Here is a 24,931-nt window from a genome sequence, read left to right as displayed (position 1 = left end):
ATGCCGGGACCCGTGCTCACTCAGGCCTCATCCGTGCTGTGCTCGCACGGCGGGGTGGCGACGGCCGTGTCACCCTTCCCGCGGGTGCTGGTGGCGGGCGCGCCCGTCGTCACGCTGGCGACGCAGTACGCGATCGCGGGATGCTCCCTCTCGACGTCGTCGGGGCCGTTCGACGTCAGCGGGCAATGGGTCGCCGGAGCCGTCCGGGTTCTGGCGGGCGGTGTCCCCGTCGCGATCGCGACCGGGTCGTCCCTCAGCATCGCGACCGGCGCGCCGCTGATTCCGGGCGCCGTGCAGCCGAGGGTGGTGGCGTCATGAGCGGCACCCTCGACTTCCCGTGGGCCGTCGACGGCACCGGGCGCACGGCGACCACCGGGCGCGACGAGCACGTGCGCGACCTCATCGAGCAGGTGCTGCTCACGTCCCCTGGCGAGCGCGTCATGCGACCCGAGTTCGGCGCGGGCCTGCTCGCGCAGGTCTTCGCACCCGGCGGACCGGAAGCGGCCGCAGCATCCCAGTTCCTGATCCAGGCGTCGCTCGAGCGCGAGCTCGCGAACGTCATCGCGATCGAGTCGGTCGAGGTCGAAGCCCACGACGCAGCCTTCGTCGCCACGATCGCGTACGTCGTGCGGGCGACCGGATCGCACGAGGTGCAGACCTTCCGCACCCCACCGGGGGTGTCGCCATGACCTGCTACACGTGCGGCGATCAGCGCCGCCTCATGGCGGTGAAGCTCGCGGGGCTGCTCAACGGCATCGAGTTCCTCGAGGTGCGCGACCATGAGGAATCCGTGGCGGCTCTGCGCCAGCGGACGCTCGTCGTCCGCCTGCTGCTGCCGGTGCCGGCGGGTCTCGACCGCACGTGGATCGCACTCGAGGGCGGTGAGCGCATCCGCCCCATCGCGGTGGAGTGGGCGAAGGCCGGCACCGACCTCACCGGCGCCGAGCTCGACCTCATCGATGGGTACGACGACCCGGCGACGCTGCTCGTCGTACGCACGGCGCGGTGGGGCGACTTCTCCCTCTACACGCTCCGCGTGCGCACGCCCGGAACGACCGACCCGCCGACGGGCTTCGACCCGCTGCTCGCCGCAGTGCCGTTCTCGTTCAAGGTGGAGTGCCCGAGCGACCTCGACTGCCTTCAGCCGTGCACCTGCCCGGCGGGCGTGCACCACCCGCCGCCGATCGACTACCTCGCGAAGGACTATCAGGGCTTCCGCCGGGTCATGCTCGAGCGGATGGCCCTGCTCGCCCCGGGATGGACCGAGAGGTCGTCGGCCGACGTCGGCGTCATGCTCGTGGAGCTGCTCGCCTACGCCGCCGACGAGCTGTCGTACCGGCAGGACGCCGTGGCGACCGAGGCCTACCTCGGCACCGCCCGCAGTCGCGTCTCGCTGCGCCGCCACGCGCGCCTCGTGGACTACCGCGTGCACGACGGTGCGAGCGCCCGGGTATGGGCGCGGGTCCTCGTCGGCGAGGGCGCCGTCGACGTCCCCCTCGCGGCGGGCACGCGGCTGCTCACCCGCGTTCCCGGAGTCGACGACCAGCGCCTCGACGAGGACACGCGCGACTACGAGCGGGTCATCGACGCGCAGCCTGTCGAGTTCCAGACCGTGCACGGCGCACTCCTCGACCACGACCTCGCCGAGCTGCGCTTCTGGACCTGGGGACGCCTCGACGAGACCCTGAAGCCGGGGACGACATCGGCGACTCTTCGCGGCGATCACCCCACGCTGCGCGCGGGCGAGGTGCTCGTGCTCGCCGAGACCGTCTCGCCTTCCACGCGTGTCGCGGCGGATGCCGACCCCGGCCGCCGTTTCGCCGTACGACTGGTCGAGGTGCGGGCGTCGAAGGACCCCTCCGGCACCCTCTTCGACGGCGGCGAGGAGGACGTCACCGAGATCCGCTGGCACGAGGAGGACGCCCTTCCCGCAGCGCTGTGCCTCGCCGTGGACGGGATCGAGACCGCGGCCGCGTGGGGCAACATCGTGCTCGCAGACCACGGGGCGACCGTCGCCGGTGAGTCCGGCGACGGCGAGCCGCTCGGGGCCGTGCCGCTCTCGCGACTCGTGCGGGCCGCCTCCGACTGCGACGACGAAGGCGAGCGCGTTCCCGCCCGGTACCGCCCTTCGCTGACGCAGTCGCCGCTCACGCGCACGGTGGTCCGTGATCGCGAGGTGCTGGCGACAGCCCCGTTCACCGCGGCGCTGCAGGCCGAGCTGCAGGGCACCGCGTCGAAGGACGAACTGCAGGCGCTCTTCGCCGCCGCGGGCATCGCGCAGATCGGCGACGAGGCCGTCGTGCGGGGATCGGGGATGCTGCATTCCCTGAGCTTCGGCGGACGCGCCTGGCTCCTGCGGGAGAACGTCACCGACAACACGCTCGAAGTGCTCGAGGAGTGGGAGTCGGCCGCCGCGGTCCGCTCCGGCGATCTCCGCTCCGCGGCGCCGGCCGTGACACTCACGGGCGACGAGCCCGGCGGTGCCGAACATGACTGGCACCCGAGACCCGACCTCATCGCGAGCGACGGCGAGCACCGCGCGTTCGTGGTCGAGCAGGAGCACGACGGGACGGTGCTGCTGCGGTTCGGCGACGACGAGCACGGCGCCCGGCCGCCGGAGGGCACCGCGTTCCGTGCGACCTACCGCGTCGGCAACGGCGTCGCCGGCAACATCGGGCGCGAGAGCCTCGCGTATCTCGTGGGCGATGAGACGGATCTCGTCGGCGTCGTGAACCCGCTGGCGGCGTTCGGCGGCGTCGACGCCGAGACCGGGGACGAGATCCGGCGCGACGCCCCGGCGACGCTGTCGATCCAGGAGCGGGCGGTGACGACCTCGGACTACGCGGCCAAGGCGCAGCTGCATCCCGGGGTCGAGAAGGCCGAGGCGACCTTCCGCTGGACCGGGTCGTGGCACACGGTGTTCGTCACGGCGGATCGCCGAGGCGGACGCGGCGTCGACGCCGGGTTCGAGGCGGCGCTGCGCGCGCAGCTCGAGCGCTATCGCATGGCCGGGTACGACCTCGAGGTCGACGGGCCGGCGTTCGTGCCTCTCGACGTCTCGCTGTTCGTGTGCGTCGAGCACGGCCACCACCGTTCCTCGGTCGCCCGCGAGCTGCGGGCGGCGCTGTCGGACGCGGTTCTGCCCGACGGGCGGCTGGGGCTGTTCCACCCCGACCGCTTCACGTTCGGCAGTCCCGTCTACCTCTCGACGATCCTCGCGGCCGCCCATGCGGTGCCCGGAGTGGCGTCCGTGGAGGTCCTGAGCTTCCAGCGGCAGCACGAGCCCTGGTCGAGCGGCATCGATTCGGGCGTCCTCCCGATGGGGCGCCTCGAGATCGCGAGGCTCGACGACGATCCCGACTTCCCCGAACGCGGCGTGCTCGCGCTGACCTACGGAGGCGGATCATGAGCGCCCACCGCTCCGCCTGCGGCTGCGCCGCGTGCCGCGCGGCCGCCGCACCGCCGCTGCCGGTCGCCAATCGTCCCGGCCTCGGGTCCATCCGGTACCGCTCGGGCACGCACGGCGACTTCCTCTCCGCGATGATCGCGGGGCTCTCCCGCGACACCAGTCCGCCGACGCAGGCGATCCCTCCCGCCATCGACCCGCCGCAGCCCCACGAGGCGCGGCCGGCACTGCGAGGGCTCCGCACCCGCGACGCCGACGACGCCACCATCGCGCTCCTCGACGCATTCGCCGTGACCGCCGACATCCTGACGTTCTACACGGAGCGCCTCGCGAACGAGGCGTATCTCGGCACCGCGACCGAACGCACGTCGCTGCAGGAGCTCGGCGCCCTCGTCGCGTACCGGCTCGGTCGCGGTGCGGCCGCCGAGACCGCTCTCGCGTTCTCGCTCGAGAAGCCGCCGGCACCCCTTCCGGAGTCGATGAAGGATCCCGGGATCGCGCCACCGGCGGCGCCCACCGCACTCACGCTGCCCGTCGGGCTGCGGGTGCAGAGCGTGCCGGGGCCGGACGAGCAGCCGCAGACGTTCGAGACCGTCGAAGAGATCGAGGCGCGCCCCGAGTGGAACGCCCTGCCCGTCGTGCCGACTGTCCCCTTCCCCCAGGTCGCCGCGCCGACCGAGGCGTGGTTCGAAGGAACCACGCTCGGGCTCGCTCGCGGCGACGCGCTCCTGTTCACGGGGCCGGAACTCGGCACAGAGTGGGACCTGCGCACCCTCGACTCCGTCGACGTGGTCGAGAAGGCCGGCGTGACGCACGTCACGTGGACCGGCGGCGTCGCGTCCACCATGCCGCCCTCGATGCCGATCACCGACCCGCGGGTGTTCGTGTTCCGCCGACGGTTCGCCGTCTTCGCCCACAACGCCCCCGTGTGGGTGCTCGCCGACCCCGAGGCCGACCCGCCGACGTACCTCAATCCCGACACCGACAGCGGCTTCCTCGCGACCACGTCGTCCGGCGACACGACCTCCACGTTCCTCGACGGCGCCCACCCCGAGATCCCGATCGGGTCGTGGCTCGTGCTCGATGCGGCGGCGACCAACGGCCGGTTCCGCGTCGCGACCGTGCGGGAGGCGTCGCTCGCGATCTGGGGCGTCTCGGGCCGCACGACGGCGCTCGGTCTGACAGGTCCGGCCATCGGGGTCGCCCTCTCCCCGCGCGATGTGACCGTGCTCGCGGTCCCGGAGCCGCTCGCGCTGGCCGAGGTCCCCGATTCCGCTGCGATCTCGGGCACGACGCTCCTCGTCGAAGGGGACGCGACCGGGATGGTCACGGGACGCACCGTGATCCTGTCGGGGACGGATGCTGCGGGCGCGGCGCTCAGCGAGCCTGTCGTGGTGGCATCCGCCGACTCCGTCGCGGGCGGCCGCACGCTCCTGACCCTGGCCGCCGCGCCGACGATCTCCCCGACCCGCTCCTCCGCCGTCGTCTTCGGCAACGCCGCGCGCGCGACGCACGGCGAGACCGTGACGCAGCTGCTCGGCTCGGGCGACGCCCGCGTGCCGTTCGCCGCGTACCGCCTGCAGCAGTCCCCCCTCACGTTCGTCCGTGCCGAGACACCGCGAGGCACCGCCTCGACCCTCGAGGTACGCGTCGACGACGTGCGCTGGACGGAGGTTCCGACGACGGCCACCGCCGGCGCGACCGATCGCGTGTACGAGACCCGGGACGACCCGGACGGCGGCATCAGCGTCGTGTTCGGCGACGGCGTCCACGGCGCGCGGCCGTCGTCGGGATCGACGAACGTGCGGGCCCGCCATCGCAAGGGCGTCGGGGCGGCGGGCAACGTCCGCAAGGACCAGCTGGGCATCGCCCTCGACCGGCCGCTCGGACTCAAGGGCGTGACGAACCCCGCGCCCGCCGTCGGCGGAGTGGACCCTGAGACCGAAGCCGACGCACGGCGGGCCATCCCGATCCCCGTGCGCACCCTCGGCCGCACGGTGTCGCTCCTCGACTACGCCGACTTCTCGCTCGCGTTCGCCGGCATCGGCAAGGCCCGGGCGGACGTCCTGCCCGCGAACGGCGGACCGCTCATCGTCGTCACCGTGACGGATGCTGCGGGCGCGGCGCCGCCCGCCCAGATCGTCGAGCGGCTCGAGCGCGAGCTCCGGCGCTGGGGCGATCCGCTCGTGAGGGTCGCGGTCGTGCCCGTCCGGCCCGTGGACTTCCGGATCGCGCTCAAGGTCGACACCGACCCGGATCGCGAACGCGGAAAGGTGCTCGTGTCGCTCGAGCGTGCCCTGCGCGACACGTTCGGCGCGGCCGCCCGCGAGCTGGGCGATCCGGTCCATGCCTCCGAGCTCGTCGCGGTCGCCGCATCCGTCGTCGGTGTCGTCGGAATCGATCTCGACCAGTTCCACCGCGGCACCGGACCGGGTCTCGCCCCGCGCCTGGTCGCGGCATCCGCTGCTCCCGCGGTGCCTGAACCGCTCGGCGCCGAGCTGCTGGCGCTCTCGCCCGACCCGTTCCCGCCCCTCCAGGAGATGCCATGACCGAGCCCGAGGCCGGAACGGCCGCCGCGCACCTCTGGCAGCTGCTGCCGGCGGTCTATCGCCTGCGCGACGGCGAGGCCGGAGGCGTGCTCGCCGAGCTGCTCGACGTCTTCGGCGATCAGCTCGAGGTGCTCGCGGAAGAGCTGGCGCAGCTGTACGACGACCAGTTCGTCGAGACGGCCGCGCCGTGGGCGACGCCGTACGTCGGGGGCGTCGTCGGGTACCGGCCGATCCATGGCGTCGTGCCCGAGGTGGTCTCGCCGCGCGCCGAGGTCGCGAACACGTTGGCGTACCGCCGTCGCAAAGGGACCGCCGCGGTGATCGAGCAGCTCGCCCGCGATGTCACGGGGTGGCCCGCCCGCGTGTACGAGTCGTTCGAGCGCGTCGCGACGACGCAGTACCTGAACCACACCCGTCCGCACGCGGTGGCGAGCGCGGGTCTGCGCGACCACGAAGCCCTCCACCACGTCGTGCAGCAGGGCGCGGCGTTCGACGACCTCGCGCACACGGCGCACGTCCGTCCGCTCGATTCGACCTGGCGGGAGCGCCGAGGGCGCTACGGCATCGTGAAGGTGCCGATCTTCCTCTGGCGCACGCAGCCGGTGCTCGTCGAGCGTTCGCCGCTCACCCCCGACCCTTCCGCCGATGGCCGCAGGTTCCGGTTCGACCCGCTCGGCGCCGATGTGCGGCTGTTCAGCCAGCCGCGGATCGAGACCGACATCGCGCACCTCGCGGAGCCGCCCGACGTGCCGCAGCCTCTCACCGTACGATGGGCCGCCGACCACGCGCCCGCGGTCTACGGTCCGACGATGTCGCGCGCGCGCCGGTCGATCCTGCTCGAGCGGCAGACGGGTGGCGGCGAACCTGTGGCCATCCCGCTCGCCGTGGTCAGGTTCGCCGACCTCTCCGATGTGCCCGGCGGCGGCGGGGCGTGGGCGCACGAGCCCACCGCGGGCGACGTGCACATCGACCCCTCACTCGGCCGCGTCTGGTTCGGGGACGCCCTCGCCGCCGGAGAACGGGTGCTCGCGACCTTCTCGATCGGAATGGCGGTGCCCGTCGGCGCGGGCAGTCGCCGCCGCGGCGACGATCCGCTCCCCTTCCCCCGCCGCACCGTGTCGGCCGGCGCATCCCTTCAGGCGGAGCTCGACCTCTCCCAAGAGGCGGGCACCGTGCTCGTCGTCGACTCCGACCGCTACGCGCAGAGTGTCACCATCACCGCGCTCGCGCCCGATCCGACGGCCGGCGACGACACGTCGGTGTGCCTGGCCGCCGACGCGGGCGCGCGACCCTCTCTGGAGCTCTCGTCGCCGATGAAGCTCGACATGGCGGCGAAGAGCACGGTGGTGCTCGACGGCCTGCTCGTCTCGGGCGCCCCTGTCGTGCTCGACGAGATCGACCCGCCCGACCGCGAGCGCCGCACCCTCGTCATCCGCGACACGACGCTCGTGCCGGGCATCACGCGAACGACCACCGGGGCGCCGGCCTCGCCCACCCGGGCGAGCCTGATCGTGCTCGACCCGTTCGCGTGTGTGCGGATCGAACGCAGCGTCGTCGGCCCGATCATCGCTGTCGAAGGCGCGACGATCGAGATCGTCGACTCCGTCGTCGACGCCTCGTCGCGGACCGGCGTGGCCATCGCGGGCCGCGACGGCGCGTCGCCGCGCACCGTGACGTCCGTCGCCGACTGGGAGACGGGCGACGGCACCGCGGCCGCCGGAGACCTCGACATCATCGCGTCCACGGTCGTCGGCAGCATCCGTTGCATCCGGTTGGATGCCTCGAATTCGCTGCTCCTCGCGGCAGTGGCCGAGGGCGACCCTCGGCCGCACCCCGTGCATGCCGAGCGCAAGCAGCAAGGGTGCGTGCGGTATTCGTTCCTGCCGGACGGGTCTCGCACGGGCCGTCGTTTCCACTGCGCGCCCCGACCCGACGACCCCCTCGCGGTGCAGCGGGCCTCTCGCCCGCGCTTCGGCTCGATGCGGTACGGCGACCACGACTACCTGCGGCTGCACGAGGGAACGCCCGACCGCATCCGTCGCGGCGCCGACGACGAGGGCGAGATGGGGGCGACGCACCGCCTCTACGCGCCGCAGCGCGAGGCGAACCTGCGCGTCCGCCTCGACGAGTACCTGCGATTCGGCCTCGCGGCCGACCGCATCTTCGCGACATGAATCCGGGAAGGGGACGAACTGATGGGTGCTGACCTGAGCAGCGTGCCGTTCGACGCACGCAAGGATCACTCCGGCGTCGTGCTCCAGCAAGGGCGCCTGCTGCTCGACGGCGACTGGAACGAACTCGTCGCCATCCTCGAGCGGCGGCTGCGCGCGAACGTCGCCGACCTGGACGGACCCGGGCCGCAGGCCGGCATCCAGGGCACGGCCGCGGTGTCGAAGGTGACGCCCGACGCCTTCAGGCTGGCGCTCGCGGGCGGGGATCTCGCGATCGGCCGAGGGCGGCTGTACGTCGACGGCCTCGTCGCCGAGAACCACGGCGCCGAACCCGACGACACGTTCGACCCGATCCTCGCCGAATCGGTGGGGCCCGACACCGTGACCTATTCGGCGCAGCCGTACCTGCCCGACCCACCGGATCTCCCCGCCGACGGCACCCACCTCGTGTACCTCGACGTGTGGCCGCGCGAGGTCACCCACCTCGAGGAGCCGGGCCTGATCGAGCCGGCGATCGGCGTCGACACGACGGCGCGCACGCAGACGGTGTGGCAGGTGAAGCACTTCGCCGTCCCCGCGGGCACGACGTGCGGGACCCCCGACGACGACATCGAGGGGTGGACCGCGTCGACCGCGGCCTCCGGCGCACGGCTCACCGTGGAGACGATCTCGGTCGTCGACGACGACCCGTGCGAACTGCCGCCGACCGGCGGGTACCGCGGGCTCGAGCACCAGACGTACCGGGTCGAGATCCACGACCCCGGTGAACCGGGAACCGCGTCGTTCAAGTGGTCGCGCGACAACGGGTCCGTGGCGAGCCCCGTCGTCGAGGTCCTGGACGCCGGCGCCGCGGTGCGCCCCGCGTCGTTGGGCCGAGACGACGTGCTGGGCTTCCACGACGGCGACTGGGTCGAGGTCATCGACGACCGCCGCGAGCTGCGCGGCGAGCCCGGCGAGCTGCGCCGCATCGAGGTCGACGACGCCGAGGGGACGATCGCCTTCGCCGGGGCGGCCCTTCCCGCCGACCTCCAGCTGACGATCGACGAGGCGGCCGAGCGCCACCTCCGCGTGCGCCGCTGGGATCAGGTGGGCGTCGTCAAGAACACCGCGGGCGGTACGGTCGTCGACCTCGACCAAGCGGCCGCGACCGGCGCGATCCCGGTTCCGGCGACGGCGGCCGATCGGATCGTGCTCGAGCACGGGCTCGTCGTCGGGTTCTCCTCCGCCGGCGGAGCGTTCCGCACCGGCGACCACTGGATCGTGCCCGCACGAGCGGCGGATGCCTCGGGCGACGTCTCGGGTGCGGACCCGCTGCTCGATGCGGCGCCGCCGCTGGGCATGCATCACCACTACGTCCGGCTCGGCATCCTCACCTCAGGGGGTGTCACCGACTGCCGGCCGAAGTGGCCGACGCCCGGTGAAGGCGACTGCGACGAGTGCGGCTGCGAGTGCACCGTCTGCGTGACGCCGGTGTCGCACGTCAGCGGCGAGCTCACGATCCAGGACGCCGTCGACAAGGTCAAGGCCGCCGGCGGCGGCACCGTATGCCTCGCGATCGGGCTGTACCCGCTCCGTGAGCCGGTGCGCGTCGACGGTGCGACATCGCTGCGCATCCGCGGACAGGGCGCCGGATCCATCGTCGTGGCGTCGGCCTCGGACGGGTTCGTCGTCACCAAGAGCAGGTTCGTCACGATCGAGGATCTCGCGGTCCTCGCCGCGAACGACTCCGCCGTGGTGCTCGACACGACGGTCGCGGCAAGGGTGGAGCGCGTCACCGCCCTGGTCCTCGCACAGGAGGGCCCGTCGCGATCCGCCATCGGGCTCGCCGGGACCGCGCTGCTCACCACCCTGCGCGACAACATCGTCGCCGGCCCGACCGGGATCGGCCATGCGGGCGCCGGCGCGGAGGATCGGCGCCGTGTGCTGCTCGTCGCCGAGTTCGAGGCAAGCGACAACATCGTCATCGGCCGCGACTTCGGGATGCGGCTCGACGGCACCACCGCGTTCCTGCTCGCCAACCGCGTCGCCGACAACACCGTCATCCGGGCGCGCGAGGGCGGCATCGTCGCGACCGGCTTCGTCTATCCCGGCACGGTCATCCCCGGCAGCTCCTTCGCGATCGAGGACAACACGGTGATCGTCGGCGGCACCGGGATCTCGGTCTCGGAGGGCGGATTCGCGATCACCGGCAACCAGATCGGCGCGCCGCGCTCCGACCAGCCGGCTCGCACCGACGGCATCGCCATCGTGCCGACACCAGCGGGCGAGCTCGTGCGCGACGTGGTGCGCATCGACGGCAATCGCGTCCGCGGCGTGGGCGGCCACGGCATCGTCGACTACGCGTCGGTGCAGACGCTCGAGGTCACCCGCAACCGCGTGGAGCTCGCCCAGCACGGCATCGTCATCGACGAGAAGGCTGCGGTCGAGATCGCCACGGTCTCGGGGAACACCCTGATGGACATCGGCTCCCGCGACACCGACGAGGCGGTGGGGGTCTTCGCGATCCGCGTCGTCAACGCCGCGCACGCCTCTGTCGAATCGAACACCGTGCGCGGGGTCGGCACGGCGCGCAGCATGGGCGGCGAATCGATCGGGATCGACGTCGTCGCCGTCGCGGAGTCGCGCGTCGCAGGCAACACCGTGGAGCGCGTGGGGCCGGTAGACGGCGGCCGCGGCGAGATCGGCATCGCCGTGCGTGGCTTCGCCCGCTCTCAGATCGAAGGCAACGCGTCGCGCAGGTACCCCGCGGACCCCGATTTCGACCCCGACGGCGGTCGCTTCATCGGGCTGCTCGTCGGCAGCGGCGAGGACCGCGACCTCGACTTCGGCCTCACGAGGGCCGGCGGCATCGTGACCGGACTCGGCCCGTTGGTCTTCGGAGTCGCCGCTGCGGCGGCGGTCGGATCGGCCCGCATCGTCGCCCCGCTCGTGACCGTCGACGCGAACATCGTCGCCGGCGGAGCCGGCGACGCGCCGCCCGCGATGATCATCGGGCTGCGCGGCGATGCGATCGTCACCTCGAACCAGGTCCGCGGCAACCGGGAGTTCGGCACGACCGCGCTGCGCCTCCGCGCGGAGACCGGCGCCGTCGCCCAGAACCGGTTCTGGGGCGGCAGAGAGCCCACGGCCGACCTCTTCCTCTCGGGGGCGTCGGTCGTCGGCAACATCTCGACCGGGATCGTGTTCCTCAACGGCGCGCCCGTCCCCCCACCGTGGGACGCCCTCAACGTCATCGGCATCTGAGAGAGGCAGCATCATGACTCCCACCTCCAAGTCCAAGCCCCCGGCCAAGCCTCGCCGCCGACCGAAGGCAGACGAGGCGCCGCGCGAGGATCGCGTCGCCGACGATGCGGCCGTGGCCGCCCTGCTCGACGTGCTGACCGACGGCGTCGCGGCGTTGCCCGAAGTCCTCGAACGCGGCGAGGAGGCCCGCCGCGCTCGCGCCGAGTCGGCCCGCGGACTGCTCAGCTCCCGTGAGCTCAGGGCGGCGGCGCGACGCGTGCCCGAACTCGGCACGAGCATCGAGTCAGCCCGTGCGGAGCTGGATCGCCAGGACACGGCCGCCGAGCAGGCGCGGTCCGAGCTGCACGATGCGAGCAAGGAGTGGCTCACGGCCCTCAAGGCGCTGCGTGACCCGGGCGCTTGACGCGGGGGTTGACCGGGGGGCCGACGCGAGAATGCCGGCGCCCCCGGTAGCCGCGAGCTCGGGACCCACGGCCGGGGTGCCGGACCGGGGCTCCGGCGCTATCCCCCACTGAAGAGACAACGCCCTAGGGAATCTATTACGCGAGTTTCCGGCGGCTTTCCGGAACGAGTTCACCGGCACAACGGCGCGCCTTAAGTGAATGGCTGATCCGGGCCGATTTCGACGGCAACGGGAGGACGGATGCCGCGGCCCGCGGCATCCGTCCTCCCGGTCCGTGTCGGTCAGGGCGTTCCCGCACCGTCACCGGGGGTCTCGGCGACGGCGAGGATCGCATCGGCGAACGCCCGGGGTGCCTCGGCGGGCAGGTGATGACCGGCGTGCGGAACCTTGCGGTGCTCGCGCCAACCCGTGAAGTGGTGGGCATCGTGGCTGCCGTCGGATGCCGGGAAGTTGCCGTCCGCGGTGCCGTCGAGGGTGATCGTCGGCACGCTGATCGGCGGAAGCGCGGCGAGCTGCGCCTCGACGTCCGCATAGGCATCGGCGCCCTCGGCGAGGCCGAGTCGATGCCGGTAGGAGTGGATCACGACGTCGACGTAATCGGGGTTGTCGAACGCACGCGCCGCACGGACCAGCTGCCCTTCGCTGAAGTCCCACTCGGGCGAGTTGCGTCGCCAGATCACGCGGGCGATCTCGCGTCGGTTGTGCTCCAGGCCCGCCCGGCCGCGGTCGGTCGCGAAGTACCAGAAGTACCAGAAGCCGGCTTCGCGGTCCGGATCGATGGGTGCGCCGGCGGAGGCGATGTCCTGGATGAGATAGCCGTTGACCGAGACGAGCCCGCCGATCCGATCTGGGTGCAGGGCGGCCACCACGGCGGCGGCCCGTCCACCCCAGTCGTACCCCGCGAGGATCGGCTCGTGGAGTCCGAGAGCGTCGAGGAACGCGAGCACGTCGGCTCCGAGCGCCCCTTGCTGTCCGCTTCGGGGTGTGTCCGCGCTCAGGAAGCGCGTCGGACCGTGTCCGCGAAGGTAGGGCACGAGGACGCGGAAGCCCGCCTCGACGAGCAGCGGAGCCACCTCCGCATAGCTGTGGACGTCGTACGGGAATCCGTGCAGCAGCACGACGGGCTCGCCGCCGGCGGGCCCGAGGTCGTAGTACGCGACATCGAGGACACCGGCGGGGATATGGCGGATCTGCACGTTCGCATCGATCATGAGGACTCCTTGAAGGTGGTCGGTTCAGGCGGGTCAGTCGATGGCGAACGCCTTGCGGAGCGAGTGGACCGCCTGGTCGATCGCTGCGGTCGTCGCGGCCGACGGGCGCAGCGGGTTGAGCATCATGAAGTCGTGGATGGTGGCGTCGTAGCGCACGAGCGTCGTCGGCACACCCGCTTCGATGAGCTTGCGACCGTAGGCTTCGCCCTCGTCGCGCAGCACGTCGTTCTCGTCGACGATCAGCAGCGTCTCGGGCAGCCCCTTGAGCTCATCGACGGGCGCCTGAAGCGGTGACGCCGTCACGTCGCTGCGCTTGTGCACGTCGGGGAGGTAGTTGTCCCAGAACCACGCCATCGCGTCGGCACGCAGGTGGAAGCCCTCCGCGAACTCGCGATAGCTGGCGGTGTCCTGCCGCGCGTCGGTGACCGGGTAGTACAGCGACTGGTGGATGAACCGAACATCCCCGCGCTTCTGGGCGAGGATCGCGAGCACCGCGGCCATGTTGCCGCCGACCGAATCTCCCGCGACGGCCAGGCGCGCAGCATCCAGTCCCTTCTCCGCACCGTTGTCGATGATCCACCGGGCGGTCGCGTACGCCTGTTCGATGGCGACGGGATGCTGCGCCTCAGGCGAACGCGTGTACTCGACGAACACGATCGCAGCGCGGGCGCCCGTGGCCAGGTCGCGCACCAGGCGGTCGTGGGTGCCCGCGTTGCCCAGAACCCAGCCGCCGCCGTGGACGTAGAGCACCACGGGAAGCGACCCCGTCGTGCCGACCGGCTTGACGATGCGGACTCTGACGTCGCCGACGGCTGCCGGCACGGTGATCCACTCGTCCTCGACATCGGGAAGGTCGACGGGTCCCGACTGCACGTCGTCGAGCAGCTTTCGCGCCCCGTCGACGCCGCGTTCGACGAGCGTGGGCGGAACCGCAGCCGCCTCTGCGAACGCGCGTGCTTCCGGCTGCAGGATGTGTTCGGTCATGTCGAAGGCCCCTCTGTGTGTGGTGATCGGTTCGTCGGATCTGCCGGCATTCACCGGCTTGAACACAAGGACCGGGCAGAGCACGCAGTTGTGACACCCGCACGGCGATCAGCGTTCCTGGGATGCGGGCGTCACACATCGGAACGCTGCACGGTCAGTGTTTGCAGGCGCACCACGACACCGGCGACGGACCACGAAAGGCGAACCATGGCGAGCATCCCCCCGAAGACAGATCCAGACCTGCAGGGAAAGGTGGCGCTCGTCACCGGCGCGTCATCGGGGATCGGGCGTGCCACGGCGCTCGCGCTGTCCGAGGCCGGACTGCGGGTGGCCGTCGGAGCACGCCGCACCGACCGCCTGACATCGCTGGAGGAGTCCGCCCCGGGAGAGGTGCTGAGCCTCCCCCTCGATGTGACGAGCTACGACTCCGTCGCACGGGCGATCTCTGAGGTCGTCGAGAGGTTCGGGCGCCTGGACGCGCTGATCAACAACGCCGGCCTCATGCAGAGCGGCATGATCCTCGGGGCCGACGTCCGCGAATGGGAACGCATGGTCGACACGAACCTGCTCGGATCGATGTACGCCGTGCACGCTGCACTGCCTCATCTCATCGAGACGAAGGGGCACATCGTTCAGGTCTCTTCGACGTCCGGCCGCATCGCGTCCCTCGGAAGCGGCGTGTACGCGGCGACGAAGTTCGGAGTGAGCGCGTTCACCGAGTCGCTCCGGCAGGAGGTGACGACGCGCGGCGTGCGGGTCACGCTGATCGAGCCCGGGTTCGTCGCCACCGAGCTGACCAGCCACATCACCGATGCGACGATGCGCCAGGCCGCGTCCGAGATCGCGGGGTCGATGCGCACGCTCGAAGCCGCCGACATCGCCGAGGCCGTCCTGTACGCGCTCCGCCAGCCCGATCATGTCTCGGTGAACAGCATCCTGATCCGGCCGACCGATCAGGTCCGGTAGCGCAGGGACGGAGGCGGCGAACCATCGAAAGCCCGCGGAAACCGCGGGCTTTCGATGGTTCGGGTCTAGAAGTCCCAGTCCTCGTCTTCCGTCGCCTCGGCCTTGCCGATCACGTACGACGATCCCGACCCCGAGAAGAAGTCGTGGTTCTCGTCGGCGTTCGGCGACAGGGCCGACAGGATCGCCGGGTTCACGTTCGTGACCGTCGAGGGGAACATCGCCTCGTAGCCCAGGTTCATGAGGGCCTTGTTGGCGTTGTAGTGCAGGAACTTCTTGACGTCCTCGGTGAGGCCGACGCCGTCGTAGAGGTCCTGCGTGTACTGCACCTCGTTGTCGTAGAGCTCGTAGAGCAGCGAGAACGTGTAGTCCTTGATCTCGTCGCGCTTGGCCTGGTCGACCGTCTCGAGCCCCCGCTGGAACTTGTAGCCGATGTAGTACCCGTGCACGGCCTCGTCACGGATGATGAGGCGGATCAGGTCGGCCGTGTTGGTGAGCTTCGCTCGCGAAGACCAGTGCATCGGCAGGTAGAACCCCGAGTAGAAGAGGAACGACTCGAGCAGGGTCGAGGCGACCTTGCGCTTGAGGGGCTCGTCACCGCGGTAGTACTCCATGACGATCTGAGCCTTCTTCTGAAGGTTCTCATTCTCGACCGACCAGCGGAACGCCTCGTCGATCTCCTTCGTCGAGCACAGCGTCGAGAAGATCGACGAGTACGATTTGGCGTGCACCGACTCCATGAACGCGATGTTCGTGTAGACGGCCTCCTCGTGCGGAGTAATGGCGTCGGGGATGAGCGACACCGCGCCCACCGTCCCCTGGATCGTGTCGAGGAGCGTGAGCCCCGTGAACACGCGCATCGTGAGGGTCTGCTCCTCGGGGGTGAGCGTGTTCCACGACTGGATGTCGTTGGACAGCGGCACCTTCTCGGGCAGCCAGAAGTTGTTCACGAGGCGGTTCCACACCTCGAGGTCCTTGTCGTCCTGGATGCGGTTCCAGTTGATGGCCTGGACATGGTCCAGGAGCTGGAGCTTCTCGCTCATCGTCCTTCTTCTCTCGGAATCCTGATCAGACCGTCAGAGCGTGCAGCTGACGCACTCGCTCATGTCGGTCCCCTCCAGCGCCATCTGGCGGAGGCGGATGTAGTAGATCGTCTTGATGCCCTTGCGCCAGGCGTAGATCTGGGCCTTGTTGATGTCGCGCGTGGTCGCGGTGTCCTTGAAGAACAGCGTGAGCGACAGACCCTGGTCGACGTGCTGCGTGGCAGCGGCGTACGTGTCGATGACCTTCTCGTAGCCGATCTCGTACGCGTCCTGGTAGTACTCCAGGTTGTCGTTCGTCATGAACGCCGCCGGGTAGTAGACGCGGCCGAGCTTGCCTTCCTTGCGGATCTCGATCTTCGCCGCGATCGGGTGGATCGACGACGTTGAGTTGTTGATGTACGAGATCGAGCCGGTCGGCGGCACCGCCTGCAGGTTCTGGTTGTAGATGCCGTGCTGCTGGATCGACGCCTTGAGCGCGCGCCAGTCGTCCTGCGTGGGGATGTGGTGGCCGGCGAACATCTCGGCGACCTTGGCCGTCGCGGGGACCCACTCCTGCTCGATGTACTTGTCGAAGAACTCGCCCGATGCGTACGTCGAGTCCTCGAACCCGTCGAAGGTCTCGCCGCGCTCGATCGCGATCTTGTTCGACGCGGTCAGCGCGTGGAACAGCACCGAGTAGAAGTAGATGTTCGTGAAGTCGACACCCTCTTCCGACCCGTAGTAGACGTGCTCGCGGGCGAGGTAGCCGTGCAGGTTCATCTGGCCGAGGCCGATCGCGTGCGACCGGTCGTTGCCGTCCTCGATCGAGCGGACCGAGGCGATGTGGCTCTGCTGGCTGACGGCCGTGAGCGCACGGATGCTGGTGTCCACGGTCTTCGCGAGGTCGCCGCCGTCCATCGCCAGGGCGATGTTGAGCGAGCCCAGGTTGCACGAGATGTCCTTGCCGATCTGGGCGTAGGACAGGTCCTCGTTGTACGTCGTGGGCGTGTTGACCTGCAGGATCTCGGAGCACAGGTTGGACATGTTGATCCGGCCCTTGATCGGGTTGGCCTTGTTCACCGTGTCCTCGAACATGATGTACGGGTAGCCCGACTCGAACTGGATCTCGGCGAGGGTCTGGAAGAACTCGCGCGCGTTGATCTTCGTCTTCTTGATGCGCGGGTCGTCGACCATCTCGCGGTACTTCTCGCTCACCGAGATGTCGCCGAACGGCACGCCGTAGACGCGCTCGACGTCGTACGGGGAGAACAGGTACATGTCCTCGCCGTTCTTGGCGAGCTCGAACGTGATGTCGGGGACGACGACGCCCAGCGACAGCGTCTTGATGCGGATCTTCTCGTCGGCGTTCTCGCGCTTGGTGTCGAGGAACTTCATGATGTCGGGGTGGTGGGCGTTGAGGTACACCGCACCCGCACCCTGACGCGCGCCGAGCTGGTTGGCGTACGAGAAGGAGTCTTCGAGGAGCTTCATCACGGGGATGATGCCCGAGGACTGGTTCTCGATCTGCTTGATCGGCGCACCCGCCTCGCGGATGTTCGACAGCAGCAGCGCCACGCCGCCGCCGCGCTTGGACAGCTGCAGCGACGAGTTGATGCCGCGCGAGATCGACTCCATGTTGTCTTCGATGCGCAGCAGGAAGCACGAGACGAGCTCGCCGCGCTGCGCCTTGCCGGCGTTGAGGAACGTCGGCGTCGCAGGCTGGAAGCGTCCGGAGAGGATCTCGTCGACGAGGTTGGTGGCCAGCAGCTCGTCACCGTCGGCGAGGGCGAGCGCGGTCATGACGACGCGGTCCTCGAAGCGCTCGAGGTAGCGCTTGCCGTCGAAGGTCTTGAGCGTGTAGCTCGTGTAGTACTTGAACGCGCCGAGGAACGTCTCGAAGCGGAACTTCTTGCCGTACGCGAAGTCGTTGAGCTGCTGGATGAACGCGAACGAGTACCTCTCGAGCACGGCGGGCTCGTAGTACTCCTTCTCGACCAGGTAGTCGAGCCGCTCTTTGAGGGAGTGGAAGAACACCGTGTTCTGGTTCACGTGCTGCAGGAAGTACTCCCGCGCAGCGCGCTTGTCGGCGTCGAACTGGATCTTGCCGTCCGCGTCGTACAGGTTGAGCATCGCGTTGAGGGCGTGGTAATCCATGCCCTCGAAGCGTGCCTGCGTCTTGAAGTCGGTCTCCGTCAGAGTTCCCACCAGCGTTCCAATCCCGCGCTCACGCGTTCCACATCTTCAGGCGTGCCGAATACCTCTAGCCGGTACAAGTGCGGCACGTGACACTTGCGGCTGATGATGTCGCCGGCGACGCAGAAATGCTCGCCGAAGTTGGTGTTCCCCGCGGAGATGACTCCGCGGATGAGGCTCCGATTGCGCTCGTCGTTGAGGAAGCGGATGACCTGCTTCGGAACAGCGCCCTTCTCGACTCCCCTGCCCTGGCCTCCGCCATAGGTGGGTGTCACGAGGACGTACGGCTCGTCGACCACGAGCGCCGGATCCGTGGAGTGAAGTGGGATCCGGACCGCTCGAGCGCCGAGTTTCTCGATGAAGCGTGCGGTGTTGCCCGACACGCTCGAGAAGTAGACCAGCAGTGGCGCGTCCGTCGCGACGCGCTGCGTCACGACCGCCGACATGTCAGGCCAGACGCGAGGCGAGCTCGTCGATCTTGTCGGGACGGAAGCCCGACCAGTGGTCCTCATCGGTGATGACGACCGGCGCCTGGAGGTAGCCCAGTGCCTTGACCTGCTCGAGGGCCGTGGGGTCCTCCGAGAGGTCGTGGATTTCGTACTCGATCCCCTTGGAGTCGAGTGCTCGATACGTCGCCGTGCACTGCACGCACGCGGGCTTCGTGTAAACCGTGATCGCCATGTCGATTCCGTCTCCTCAGTGCTTCCCCCGGTGGCATCCGGTGCTCTTTCCCGGCAGTCCCCCCACCGGGAGTCCAATACTACATATGGGTACCGACATTCGATAGCACCACAAGGGCTAGTAGTTACATCGGTGTGATTTTCCACCGTTCTCCCCATGTACAACACAGGTTGTCCACGGATTCATCCACAGCCGCCAGGGTCTGGAAAAGGCCAGGATCACGGGGCTTTCGAACGCCACGGCCGCATCCGTCCACAGGCTGCACGCTAGCCAGCGCCTCCGACATCGGATTCGCCTGTGGACAGCGCTCCCGGCGTGTCGCGGGCGTGTCGCGCGCAGGTCTGTGTCGAGACCGCCGACACGGCCGTACGGGCACATCGTCGGGCGTGCCGTAACGTTGTCGGGTGGCCGGCTACCGGGAACTTCTGCGCACCCCCGGGGTGGCCCGCATCATCGCGGCACAGCTGACCGCGCGCTTCCCGAACGGGATGATCAGCCTCGTGATCCTCCTGCACATCGAGGGGATCACCGGCTCGTACGGCGCCGCCGGCATCGTGCTCGCGGCGGTGTCGATCGGCCAGGCGCTCGCCGGTCCGGTCACGAGCCGCTGGATGGGCCGCTGGGGCATGCGCCGCGTGCTGACCCTCACCACCGTCGTGGCCGCGGCATCCCTCACCGCGATCGCACTCCTCGTCGTTCCGGTGCCGGTGTACATCGTCCTCGGTTTCATCGCGGGCGCTGCGACACCGCCGATCGTCGCGGCGGTGCGCACGATCTACGCCAAGATGGTCAACTCCACGCAGCTGACGGCGCTCTACTCCCTCGACGCCTCGCTGCAGGAGTTCATCTGGATCCTCGCGCCCGTGCTCATCACCTTCGTGGCGACGCAGGCCGGCACCGTCGTGGGTCTCATGCTGGTCGTGGTGATCCTGGTGGCCGGCGGCGCCTGGTTCATCCTCTCCCCCGAGGTCGGGCGCGTGCGCATCCCGCGCAGCAAGCGCTCCTTCGGCACGGTGCTGACCCGCCCGCCGATCCTGCTGGCGACCGTCATCGGCTTCCTCCTCATCGGCTCGTTCGCGGCCGTCGAGGCGAGCGTCGTGGCGACCTTCGACCACGGCGGACTCGAAGCGGGACTCGTGCTCGCCGTCTTCTCGATCGGCAGTCTCGCCGGCGGGCTCACCTTCGGGCACCTGCCCATGGGCCGCTGGGCCATGGCACGCCGCCTGACGGTCGTGGCCATCGGGCTCGCGCTCACCGCACTGTGGGTCAACGTGTGGTGGATCGGCGCCACGCTGTTCCTCGCCGGCATCGGCATCGCGCCGGCACTGGCCGTGCTGTCGGCCGTGACCACCGCGAGCGTCAAGTTCAGCGACACGGCCGAGGCGTTCGGATGGGTCGGCACGGGTCAGCTCATCGGCGCCGCGGCGGGCTCGGCCGTCGCCGGCCTCCTCATCGACGGCCCGGGCGGCGTGACGGCCGCATTCACGTCCGCCGCGGCGTTCTGCGCACTCGGACTCCTCGTCGCGATCGTGTTCGCTCGGGGTCTTCCCGACTTGCGCGTGCGCGGTGCGAGCCCGATCCCCGACACCGAGCCGGTCACGACGATCGGCTGAGCCGATCCGACACGCATAGCCGTGTCATAGACGTCGCATAGCCGCGCGCGCTCTACTCGAAGGCATGAACCCCGACGACTCCACCGCCCGGCGCGATCGCGAGTGGCTCGATGACGACGGCAACCCGATCGACGAGGACCACCGCGGCCTGGTCTACGACATCCGCACCCTCGTCGACCGGCGACGCGCGCTCGGCATCTTCGGCGGCGTCGCGCTCACCAGCCTGCTCGCCGCGTGCGGCGCCACGGACGACGCGGATGCCTCGGCCACACCGTCGTCGACCGGCTCGAGCTCGCCGAGCGCGGCGCCGTCGGCGACCACCGAGGCCGAGGCATCCGTCCCCCTCGATGAGGTTCCCGACGAGACCGCCGGACCCTACCCGGCGGACGGGTCGAACGGCGTCGACGTGCTCGACGACTCCGGCATCGTGCGGGCCGACATCCGCTCGAGCTTCGGGTCGTCGACGACGGTCGCCGAGGGCGTGCCGCTCACGATCGCGCTGACGGTCAGAGATGCCGCGACCGGCGCGGCGCTGGCGGGCCGTGGGGTGTACCTCTGGCACTGCGACCGCGGCGGCGACTATTCGCTGTACAGCCGTGGGGTCGAGAACGAGAACTACCTGCGCGGGGTGCAGGAGACCGACTCGAACGGCACGGTCACCTTCACGTCGATCTACCCGGCGTGCTACTCGGGGCGCTGGCCGCACATCCACTTCGAGGTGTACGACGACATCGCGACCGCCGTCTCGAACGGCCCGATCGTGAAGACGAGCCAGATCGCGCTGCCGCCCGAGACCAACGACGCGGTCTACGCGACGAGCGGGTACGAGCAGAGCGTGCGCAACGCATCCCAGGTGTCGCTGCAGAGCGACAACGTGTTCCGGGACGACGGCGCCGTCCACCAGCTCGCCACCATGTCGGGCTCGGTGACCGCGGGCTACACCGCCGCCCTCACGATCGGCGTGTAGGCGTCCGGGTCACGCGAGCCGGCGGAGCATCTCCAGCAGGGCGAGCGCGTAGGCGTCGGCGGGCTCGGGGTGCTCGAACACCCGCCGCTCGCCGCCGAGCACGATCTCGACCTCGTGGTTGTCGGGCATCCGCCGCAGCGACCGGAAGGCACCGCGCAGCATCTCGCGCAGCTGGTGCTCGTACGGCAGCCACAGCGCGTCCTCGAGGGCGACGGAATCCAGCGCCCATTCGGTCGTGCCGTTGAAGGCCAGGATGCGCCCGGTCGGGTACTCGCGCGGCTCGATGGTCATCTCGCTGACGGTGAAGACGTCGGCCTCGAACTCCGGCTCGTCGAGCTGGAAGCGGTCGCCCGAGTGCGGGTGCCACACCAGGCCCGCTTCGCGCAAGGCCAGGGCCAGCTCCGTCGAGATCACACCACCATTCTGGCCCTGCTCGTTCCTCCCCGTGTCGCGCCGCCACGCCGCAGCGATCACGCCAACCTCCGCCGCCATCCTGCCGCGCGGCGAGGAGGGGTTTCGCCGCGCCCGTAGGCTGAGCGCATGCCCGCCCCCGTCACCCTCCCCCGCCTGTCGTGGGGCTCGGCCTCGGCCGATCGTCGCGCCCTCCTCATCCACGGCCTCGGGTCCAACGGCGCCCTGATGTGGCGCTACGGCTCGGCTCTCGCGGACGCCGGATGGCGGACGGATGCTGTGGACCTCCGCGGGCACGGCACGGCCCCGCGCACGCTCGACTACACGCTGGCGGCCTATGCCGCGGACGTCGCGGAGACCCGTCCGGTCGACGCCCGCCCGTGGGACCTCGTGATCGGCCACTCGCTCGGGGGCGCAGCATCCGTTCTCGCCACCGCAGCCGACCCGTCGTGGACGCGCCGTCTCGTCCTCGTCGACCCCGCGCTCCTGCTCACCGACCACGACCGCGACATCGTGCGCGACAGCCAGACCCGCTCGTTCGACGATCCGTCGCAGGCGGCCGTGCGGGCGGAGCACCCGCACTGGCACCCGCACGACATCGAGCTGAAGGCGCTGTCGGCGCAGCAGGCGAGCCGATGGGCGGTGGAGGAGACGAGCGCTCAGAACGCGGAGTGGGACGTGACGGAAGCTGCGCTTCGCATCGCGGTGCCGACCCACGTGATCGCGTCCGACCCGGGCGTGTACTCGATCTTCCGTGGCAAGCCGGCGGAGGCCGCCGTGGCGCCCAACCCGAACTTCACGGTGTCGGTCGTCGCCGACGCCGGGCACTCCCCGCACCGCGATCAGCCGGAGTCGACGATCGAGGCGCTCTTCGCCGCCCTCGGCTGAATCCCGGGTGGGCAGGCCTACTGCACCGTGATCTCGACGCCCTGGCCGACGTCGAGCACAACGCCTACGAAGGACGGCAGCACGCTCGCGAGCTCTTCGCGCAGGTCGTCGACCGGCGGGGTCTGACCGTCGTCGGTCGTGATCGCGATGGTGGCGGTCGCGCCCGACCAGTCCAGGCCGTACACCCGAGCGCCGTCGTCGGCGCTGAGCCACTCCGTCGCCGCGTCCTGGATCGCGACCGACCATCGCGCCAGTGCCACCGACACGGCGGAGTTCACCGCGAGCGGTATTGCGATGACCACGGCGAGCACCGTGACGATGACGTAGGCGCGGCGCCGGTTCGCGACCGGCGACGATCCCGGATCGCGCGCGTATCCGGCCAGGGTGAAGACGATGCTGCCCGCGATCACGAGGGCGACGACGTTGGAGAGGAACAGCCACAGCGCGCCGAGCGCGTCGGCCCAGAGGCCCTGCCCCGCACAGACGCCCACGACACCCAGCGGCGGCACGAGCGAGATCGCGATCGCCACACCGGGAAGGATGGCGCTCAGATCCTTCCGGCACATCGCGAAGCCGCCCGCGAAGCCGGTGGCGAGCGCCGCCACGAGGTCCATGAAGCTGGGCGAGGTGCGCCCGAGCACCTGCGAGTTGGTCTCGAGGCTCTCCGGCGTCGCGACGAACAGCGAGAACGCCAGGCCCAGCACGATCACGATGACGAGCCCGAGCAGCACCCACATGATCGACCGCACGACCAGGCTGAGGTGCCCGGTGACGATGCCGAGCCCGATCGCGAGGATCGGTGTGCCGAGCGGCGCGATGATCATCGCGCCGATGACCGTCGCGGTGGAGTCGGTCAGCACGCCGGCGATCGCGATGATGCCGGCGAGGGTCAGCATGATGAGGAACCCGCTGCGTTTGCCGGCGCGATCGCCGGAGCCGAGGTCGAGCGCCTCGGTCACTTCGGCCGCGGTCTGCCGCTGCGTCGGCGGGATGAGCGCCTGGAGCATCTCCGAGAGCGTCGCCATGCGCACATCATCGCGTAAGAATGGCGTGGTGGCGTCCTTCGAACCGAGCGAGATCCTGAACGACGAGTTACTGGAGCGTTTCCGCGCGCGGGCTGCCGTGCACGATCGCGAGAACACCTTCCCCGACGACGATCTGGCCGAGCTCAAAGCCGCCGGGTACCTCGCGATCCTCGTGCCGGAAGAGCTCGGCGGATCCGGGCTGGGGCTGGCCGAGGCATCCGTCCTCCAGCAGCGCCTCGCGGGCGCGGCCCCGGCGACGGCCCTCGCGATCAACATGCACCTGGTGTGGACGGGCGTCGCGAAGGTGCTCGCCGACCGCGGGATCGACGCGCTGAGGTTCGTGCAGGAGGGCGCGGCGGCCGGCGAGGTCTTCGCGTTCGGGATCAGCGAGGCGGGGAACGACCTCGTGCTGTTCGGGAGCGGAACGGATGCTGCGCCCCTCCCCGACGGCGGATACTCGTTCACCGGCACCAAGATCTTCACGTCGCTGGCGCCGGTGTGGACGCAGCTCGGCCTGCACGGACTCGATACGTCGTCGGAGGACGCGCCGCGGATGGTCTACGCGTTCGTCCCGCGATCCGAGGTGCAGGCGGGCCGCGTCGTCGTCCGTGACGACTGGGACACCCTCGGCATGCGCGGGACGCAATCGCGCACGACGGAGCTCCGCGACGCCGTGGCGCCCGCCGACCGGATCGTGCGGCGACTCGCCCCGGGCCCGAACCCCGACCCGCTGGTGTTCGGCATCTTCAGCGTCTTCGAGATCCTCCTGGCATCGGTGTACACCGGCATCGCCCGGCGAGCACTCGACCTCGCCGTCGGCACGGCCGGAAAGCGCACGTCGAAGCGCACCGGCAAGGCGTACAGCCAGGATCCCGACATCCGCTGGCGCATCGCCGGCATGGCCCTCGCCTACGACGCCCTTCCGCCGCAGATCGACGCGCTCGCCCGTGACGTCGACGACCTCGCGGACCACGGGGCTAAGTGGTTCTCGCTGCTCGCGGGCGTCAAGCACCGGGCCGTGACGGCCGCGAAGCAGATCGTCGACGAGGCCGTGCTCGTCGCCGGCGGATCCTCGTACTTCTCGGGCAACGAGCTGGGCCGCCTCTACCGTGACGTGCTGGCCGGCCTGTTCCACCCCTCCGACCCGGAATCGGCGCACTCGACGGTCGCGACCGCCTGGCTCGGCCCGATCGAGGACTGA

20 protein-coding genes are annotated in these 24,931 nt (G+C 70.2%); 12 read left to right on the top strand and 8 right to left on the bottom strand.

Features of this window, described 5'->3' with window-relative positions; genetic code table 11:
• Genes ACFVSU_RS17110 through ACFVSU_RS17080 form a run of 7 tightly spaced genes read left to right on the top strand, consistent with a single transcriptional unit; the run spans position 1 to position 11,772 of the window.
• Positions 1-318 carry a hypothetical protein gene (locus tag ACFVSU_RS17110; protein WP_387145607.1) on the top strand — a complete coding sequence of 106 codons (318 nt, stop codon included), beginning with the start codon at positions 1-3 and terminating at the stop codon, positions 316-318.
• The gene (locus ACFVSU_RS17105; RefSeq protein ID WP_387145604.1) at positions 315-689 is read left to right on the top strand and encodes a GPW/gp25 family protein; all 375 of its coding nucleotides are present in this window, start codon (positions 315-317) and stop codon (positions 687-689) included. The genes ACFVSU_RS17110 and ACFVSU_RS17105 overlap by 4 nt, the downstream gene beginning before the upstream one ends.
• Entirely contained in the window at positions 686-3,409 is a 2,724-nt protein-coding gene (locus ACFVSU_RS17100; RefSeq protein ID WP_387145601.1) for a putative baseplate assembly protein, read from the top strand. Before ACFVSU_RS17105 ends, ACFVSU_RS17100 begins: the two co-directional genes overlap by 4 nt.
• A complete protein-coding gene (locus ACFVSU_RS17095; protein ID WP_387145598.1) occupies positions 3,406-5,955 on the top strand; it encodes a baseplate J/gp47 family protein in 2,550 nt (849 codons plus the stop codon). Before ACFVSU_RS17100 ends, ACFVSU_RS17095 begins: the two co-directional genes overlap by 4 nt.
• Complete coding sequence (locus ACFVSU_RS17090; protein WP_387145595.1) at positions 5,952-8,129, top strand: hypothetical protein; 2,178 nt, start codon at positions 5,952-5,954, stop codon at positions 8,127-8,129. Before ACFVSU_RS17095 ends, ACFVSU_RS17090 begins: the two co-directional genes overlap by 4 nt.
• Before the next feature lie 21 nt (positions 8,130-8,150).
• Positions 8,151-11,369: a DUF6519 domain-containing protein gene (locus tag ACFVSU_RS17085; protein ID WP_387145592.1), complete on the top strand. Its 3,219-nt coding sequence runs from the start codon at positions 8,151-8,153 to the stop codon at positions 11,367-11,369.
• A 13-nt stretch (positions 11,370-11,382) separates the two neighbouring features.
• Positions 11,383-11,772 carry a hypothetical protein gene (locus ACFVSU_RS17080; protein WP_387145589.1) on the top strand — a complete coding sequence of 130 codons (390 nt, stop codon included), beginning with the start codon at positions 11,383-11,385 and terminating at the stop codon, positions 11,770-11,772.
• 281 nt (positions 11,773-12,053) lie between these two features.
• Here the strand turns inward: ACFVSU_RS17080 and ACFVSU_RS17075 are convergent, their stop codons facing one another.
• Together ACFVSU_RS17075 and ACFVSU_RS17070 are read right to left on the bottom strand one after the other, a co-directional pair.
• Positions 12,054-12,983, bottom strand: a complete 930-nt coding sequence (locus tag ACFVSU_RS17075) for an alpha/beta fold hydrolase (RefSeq protein WP_387145586.1) — start codon at positions 12,981-12,983, stop codon at positions 12,054-12,056.
• Between the two features lie 33 nt (positions 12,984-13,016).
• A complete protein-coding gene (locus ACFVSU_RS17070) occupies positions 13,017-13,967 on the bottom strand; it encodes an alpha/beta hydrolase (protein ID WP_387145583.1) in 951 nt (316 codons plus the stop codon).
• Positions 13,968-14,174: 207 nt separating this feature from the next.
• Here ACFVSU_RS17070 and ACFVSU_RS17065 point away from each other — a divergent pair, with 207 nt between their 5' ends.
• Positions 14,175-14,933: an SDR family oxidoreductase gene (locus tag ACFVSU_RS17065; RefSeq protein ID WP_387145580.1), complete on the top strand. Its 759-nt coding sequence runs from the start codon at positions 14,175-14,177 to the stop codon at positions 14,931-14,933.
• A 65-nt stretch (positions 14,934-14,998) separates the two neighbouring features.
• Here the strand turns inward: ACFVSU_RS17065 and nrdF are convergent, their stop codons facing one another.
• From nrdF to nrdH, 4 genes are read right to left on the bottom strand one after another with little or no spacing between them, the layout of a single operon-like run.
• On the bottom strand, positions 14,999-15,973 hold the full coding sequence (nrdF, locus tag ACFVSU_RS17060) for a class 1b ribonucleoside-diphosphate reductase subunit beta (RefSeq protein ID WP_045299980.1): 975 nt from the start codon (positions 15,971-15,973) through the stop codon (positions 14,999-15,001).
• Positions 15,974-16,006: 33 nt separating this feature from the next.
• On the bottom strand, positions 16,007-18,106 hold the full coding sequence (gene nrdE, locus ACFVSU_RS17055) for a class 1b ribonucleoside-diphosphate reductase subunit alpha (protein ID WP_387146157.1): 2,100 nt from the start codon (positions 18,104-18,106) through the stop codon (positions 16,007-16,009).
• Between the two features lie 38 nt (positions 18,107-18,144).
• Positions 18,145-18,591, bottom strand: a complete 447-nt coding sequence (gene nrdI / locus ACFVSU_RS17050; protein WP_082497045.1) for a class Ib ribonucleoside-diphosphate reductase assembly flavoprotein NrdI — start codon at positions 18,589-18,591, stop codon at positions 18,145-18,147.
• 1 nt (position 18,592) lies between these two features.
• Positions 18,593-18,826: a glutaredoxin-like protein NrdH gene (gene nrdH / locus ACFVSU_RS17045; protein ID WP_045299982.1), complete on the bottom strand. Its 234-nt coding sequence runs from the start codon at positions 18,824-18,826 to the stop codon at positions 18,593-18,595.
• Between the two features lie 404 nt (positions 18,827-19,230).
• Here nrdH and ACFVSU_RS17040 point away from each other — a divergent pair, with 404 nt between their 5' ends.
• Complete coding sequence (locus ACFVSU_RS17040; RefSeq protein ID WP_387145575.1) at positions 19,231-20,439, top strand: MFS transporter; 1,209 nt, start codon at positions 19,231-19,233, stop codon at positions 20,437-20,439.
• 64 nt (positions 20,440-20,503) lie between these two features.
• Positions 20,504-21,406 carry an intradiol ring-cleavage dioxygenase gene (locus ACFVSU_RS17035; RefSeq protein WP_387145572.1) on the top strand — a complete coding sequence of 301 codons (903 nt, stop codon included), beginning with the start codon at positions 20,504-20,506 and terminating at the stop codon, positions 21,404-21,406.
• 9 nt (positions 21,407-21,415) lie between these two features.
• On the opposite strand, the gene ACFVSU_RS17030 is transcribed toward ACFVSU_RS17035, so the two are convergent.
• Positions 21,416-21,820, bottom strand: a complete 405-nt coding sequence (locus ACFVSU_RS17030) for a pilus assembly protein CpaE (RefSeq protein WP_387145569.1) — start codon at positions 21,818-21,820, stop codon at positions 21,416-21,418.
• A gap of 126 nt (positions 21,821-21,946) precedes the next feature.
• Here ACFVSU_RS17030 and ACFVSU_RS17025 point away from each other — a divergent pair, with 126 nt between their 5' ends.
• Positions 21,947-22,705, top strand: coding sequence for an alpha/beta fold hydrolase (locus tag ACFVSU_RS17025; protein ID WP_387145566.1), 759 nt, complete (start codon positions 21,947-21,949; stop codon positions 22,703-22,705).
• A gap of 17 nt (positions 22,706-22,722) precedes the next feature.
• On the opposite strand, the gene ACFVSU_RS17020 is transcribed toward ACFVSU_RS17025, so the two are convergent.
• On the bottom strand, positions 22,723-23,730 hold the full coding sequence (locus ACFVSU_RS17020; RefSeq protein ID WP_387145563.1) for a TIGR00341 family protein: 1,008 nt from the start codon (positions 23,728-23,730) through the stop codon (positions 22,723-22,725).
• A 28-nt stretch (positions 23,731-23,758) separates the two neighbouring features.
• Between ACFVSU_RS17020 and ACFVSU_RS17015 the strand changes: the two genes are divergently transcribed.
• Positions 23,759-24,931, top strand: a complete 1,173-nt coding sequence (locus ACFVSU_RS17015; protein WP_387145560.1) for an acyl-CoA dehydrogenase family protein — start codon at positions 23,759-23,761, stop codon at positions 24,929-24,931.

This window comes from Microbacterium sp. NPDC058062, assembly GCF_042885375.1.
Classification (GTDB): Bacteria; Actinomycetota; Actinomycetes; order Actinomycetales; family Microbacteriaceae; genus Microbacterium; species Microbacterium trichothecenolyticum_C.
The sequence above is the reverse complement of the archived record's forward strand: the minus strand, read 5'-3'. Positions and strand labels throughout refer to the sequence as shown.

Bases quoted from the DNA above. Each gene is read 5' to 3' on its own strand.
- ACFVSU_RS17025 (WP_387145566.1), top strand. From the start codon at position 21,947: ATGCCCGCCCCCGTCACCCTCCCCCGCCTGTCGTGGGGCTCGGCCTCG.
- ACFVSU_RS17070 (WP_387145583.1), bottom strand. From the start codon at position 13,967: ATGACCGAACACATCCTGCAGCCGGAAGCACGCGCGTTCGCAGAGGCG.
- ACFVSU_RS17085 (WP_387145592.1), top strand. From the start codon at position 8,151: ATGGGTGCTGACCTGAGCAGCGTGCCGTTCGACGCACGCAAGGATCAC.
- ACFVSU_RS17075 (WP_387145586.1), bottom strand. From the start codon at position 12,983: ATGATCGATGCGAACGTGCAGATCCGCCATATCCCCGCCGGTGTCCTC.
- nrdF (WP_045299980.1), bottom strand. From the start codon at position 15,973: ATGAGCGAGAAGCTCCAGCTCCTGGACCATGTCCAGGCCATCAACTGG.
- ACFVSU_RS17080 (WP_387145589.1), top strand. From the start codon at position 11,383: ATGACTCCCACCTCCAAGTCCAAGCCCCCGGCCAAGCCTCGCCGCCGA.
- ACFVSU_RS17020 (WP_387145563.1), bottom strand. From the start codon at position 23,730: ATGGCGACGCTCTCGGAGATGCTCCAGGCGCTCATCCCGCCGACGCAG.
- ACFVSU_RS17105 (WP_387145604.1), top strand. From the start codon at position 315: ATGAGCGGCACCCTCGACTTCCCGTGGGCCGTCGACGGCACCGGGCGC.
- ACFVSU_RS17110 (WP_387145607.1), top strand. From the start codon at position 1: ATGCCGGGACCCGTGCTCACTCAGGCCTCATCCGTGCTGTGCTCGCAC.
- ACFVSU_RS17035 (WP_387145572.1), top strand. From the start codon at position 20,504: ATGAACCCCGACGACTCCACCGCCCGGCGCGATCGCGAGTGGCTCGAT.
- nrdE (WP_387146157.1), bottom strand. From the start codon at position 18,106: ATGGATTACCACGCCCTCAACGCGATGCTCAACCTGTACGACGCGGAC.
- nrdI (WP_082497045.1), bottom strand. From the start codon at position 18,591: ATGTCGGCGGTCGTGACGCAGCGCGTCGCGACGGACGCGCCACTGCTG.
- ACFVSU_RS17065 (WP_387145580.1), top strand. From the start codon at position 14,175: ATGGCGAGCATCCCCCCGAAGACAGATCCAGACCTGCAGGGAAAGGTG.
- nrdH (WP_045299982.1), bottom strand. From the start codon at position 18,826: ATGGCGATCACGGTTTACACGAAGCCCGCGTGCGTGCAGTGCACGGCG.
- ACFVSU_RS17090 (WP_387145595.1), top strand. From the start codon at position 5,952: ATGACCGAGCCCGAGGCCGGAACGGCCGCCGCGCACCTCTGGCAGCTG.
- ACFVSU_RS17095 (WP_387145598.1), top strand. From the start codon at position 3,406: ATGAGCGCCCACCGCTCCGCCTGCGGCTGCGCCGCGTGCCGCGCGGCC.
- ACFVSU_RS17100 (WP_387145601.1), top strand. From the start codon at position 686: ATGACCTGCTACACGTGCGGCGATCAGCGCCGCCTCATGGCGGTGAAG.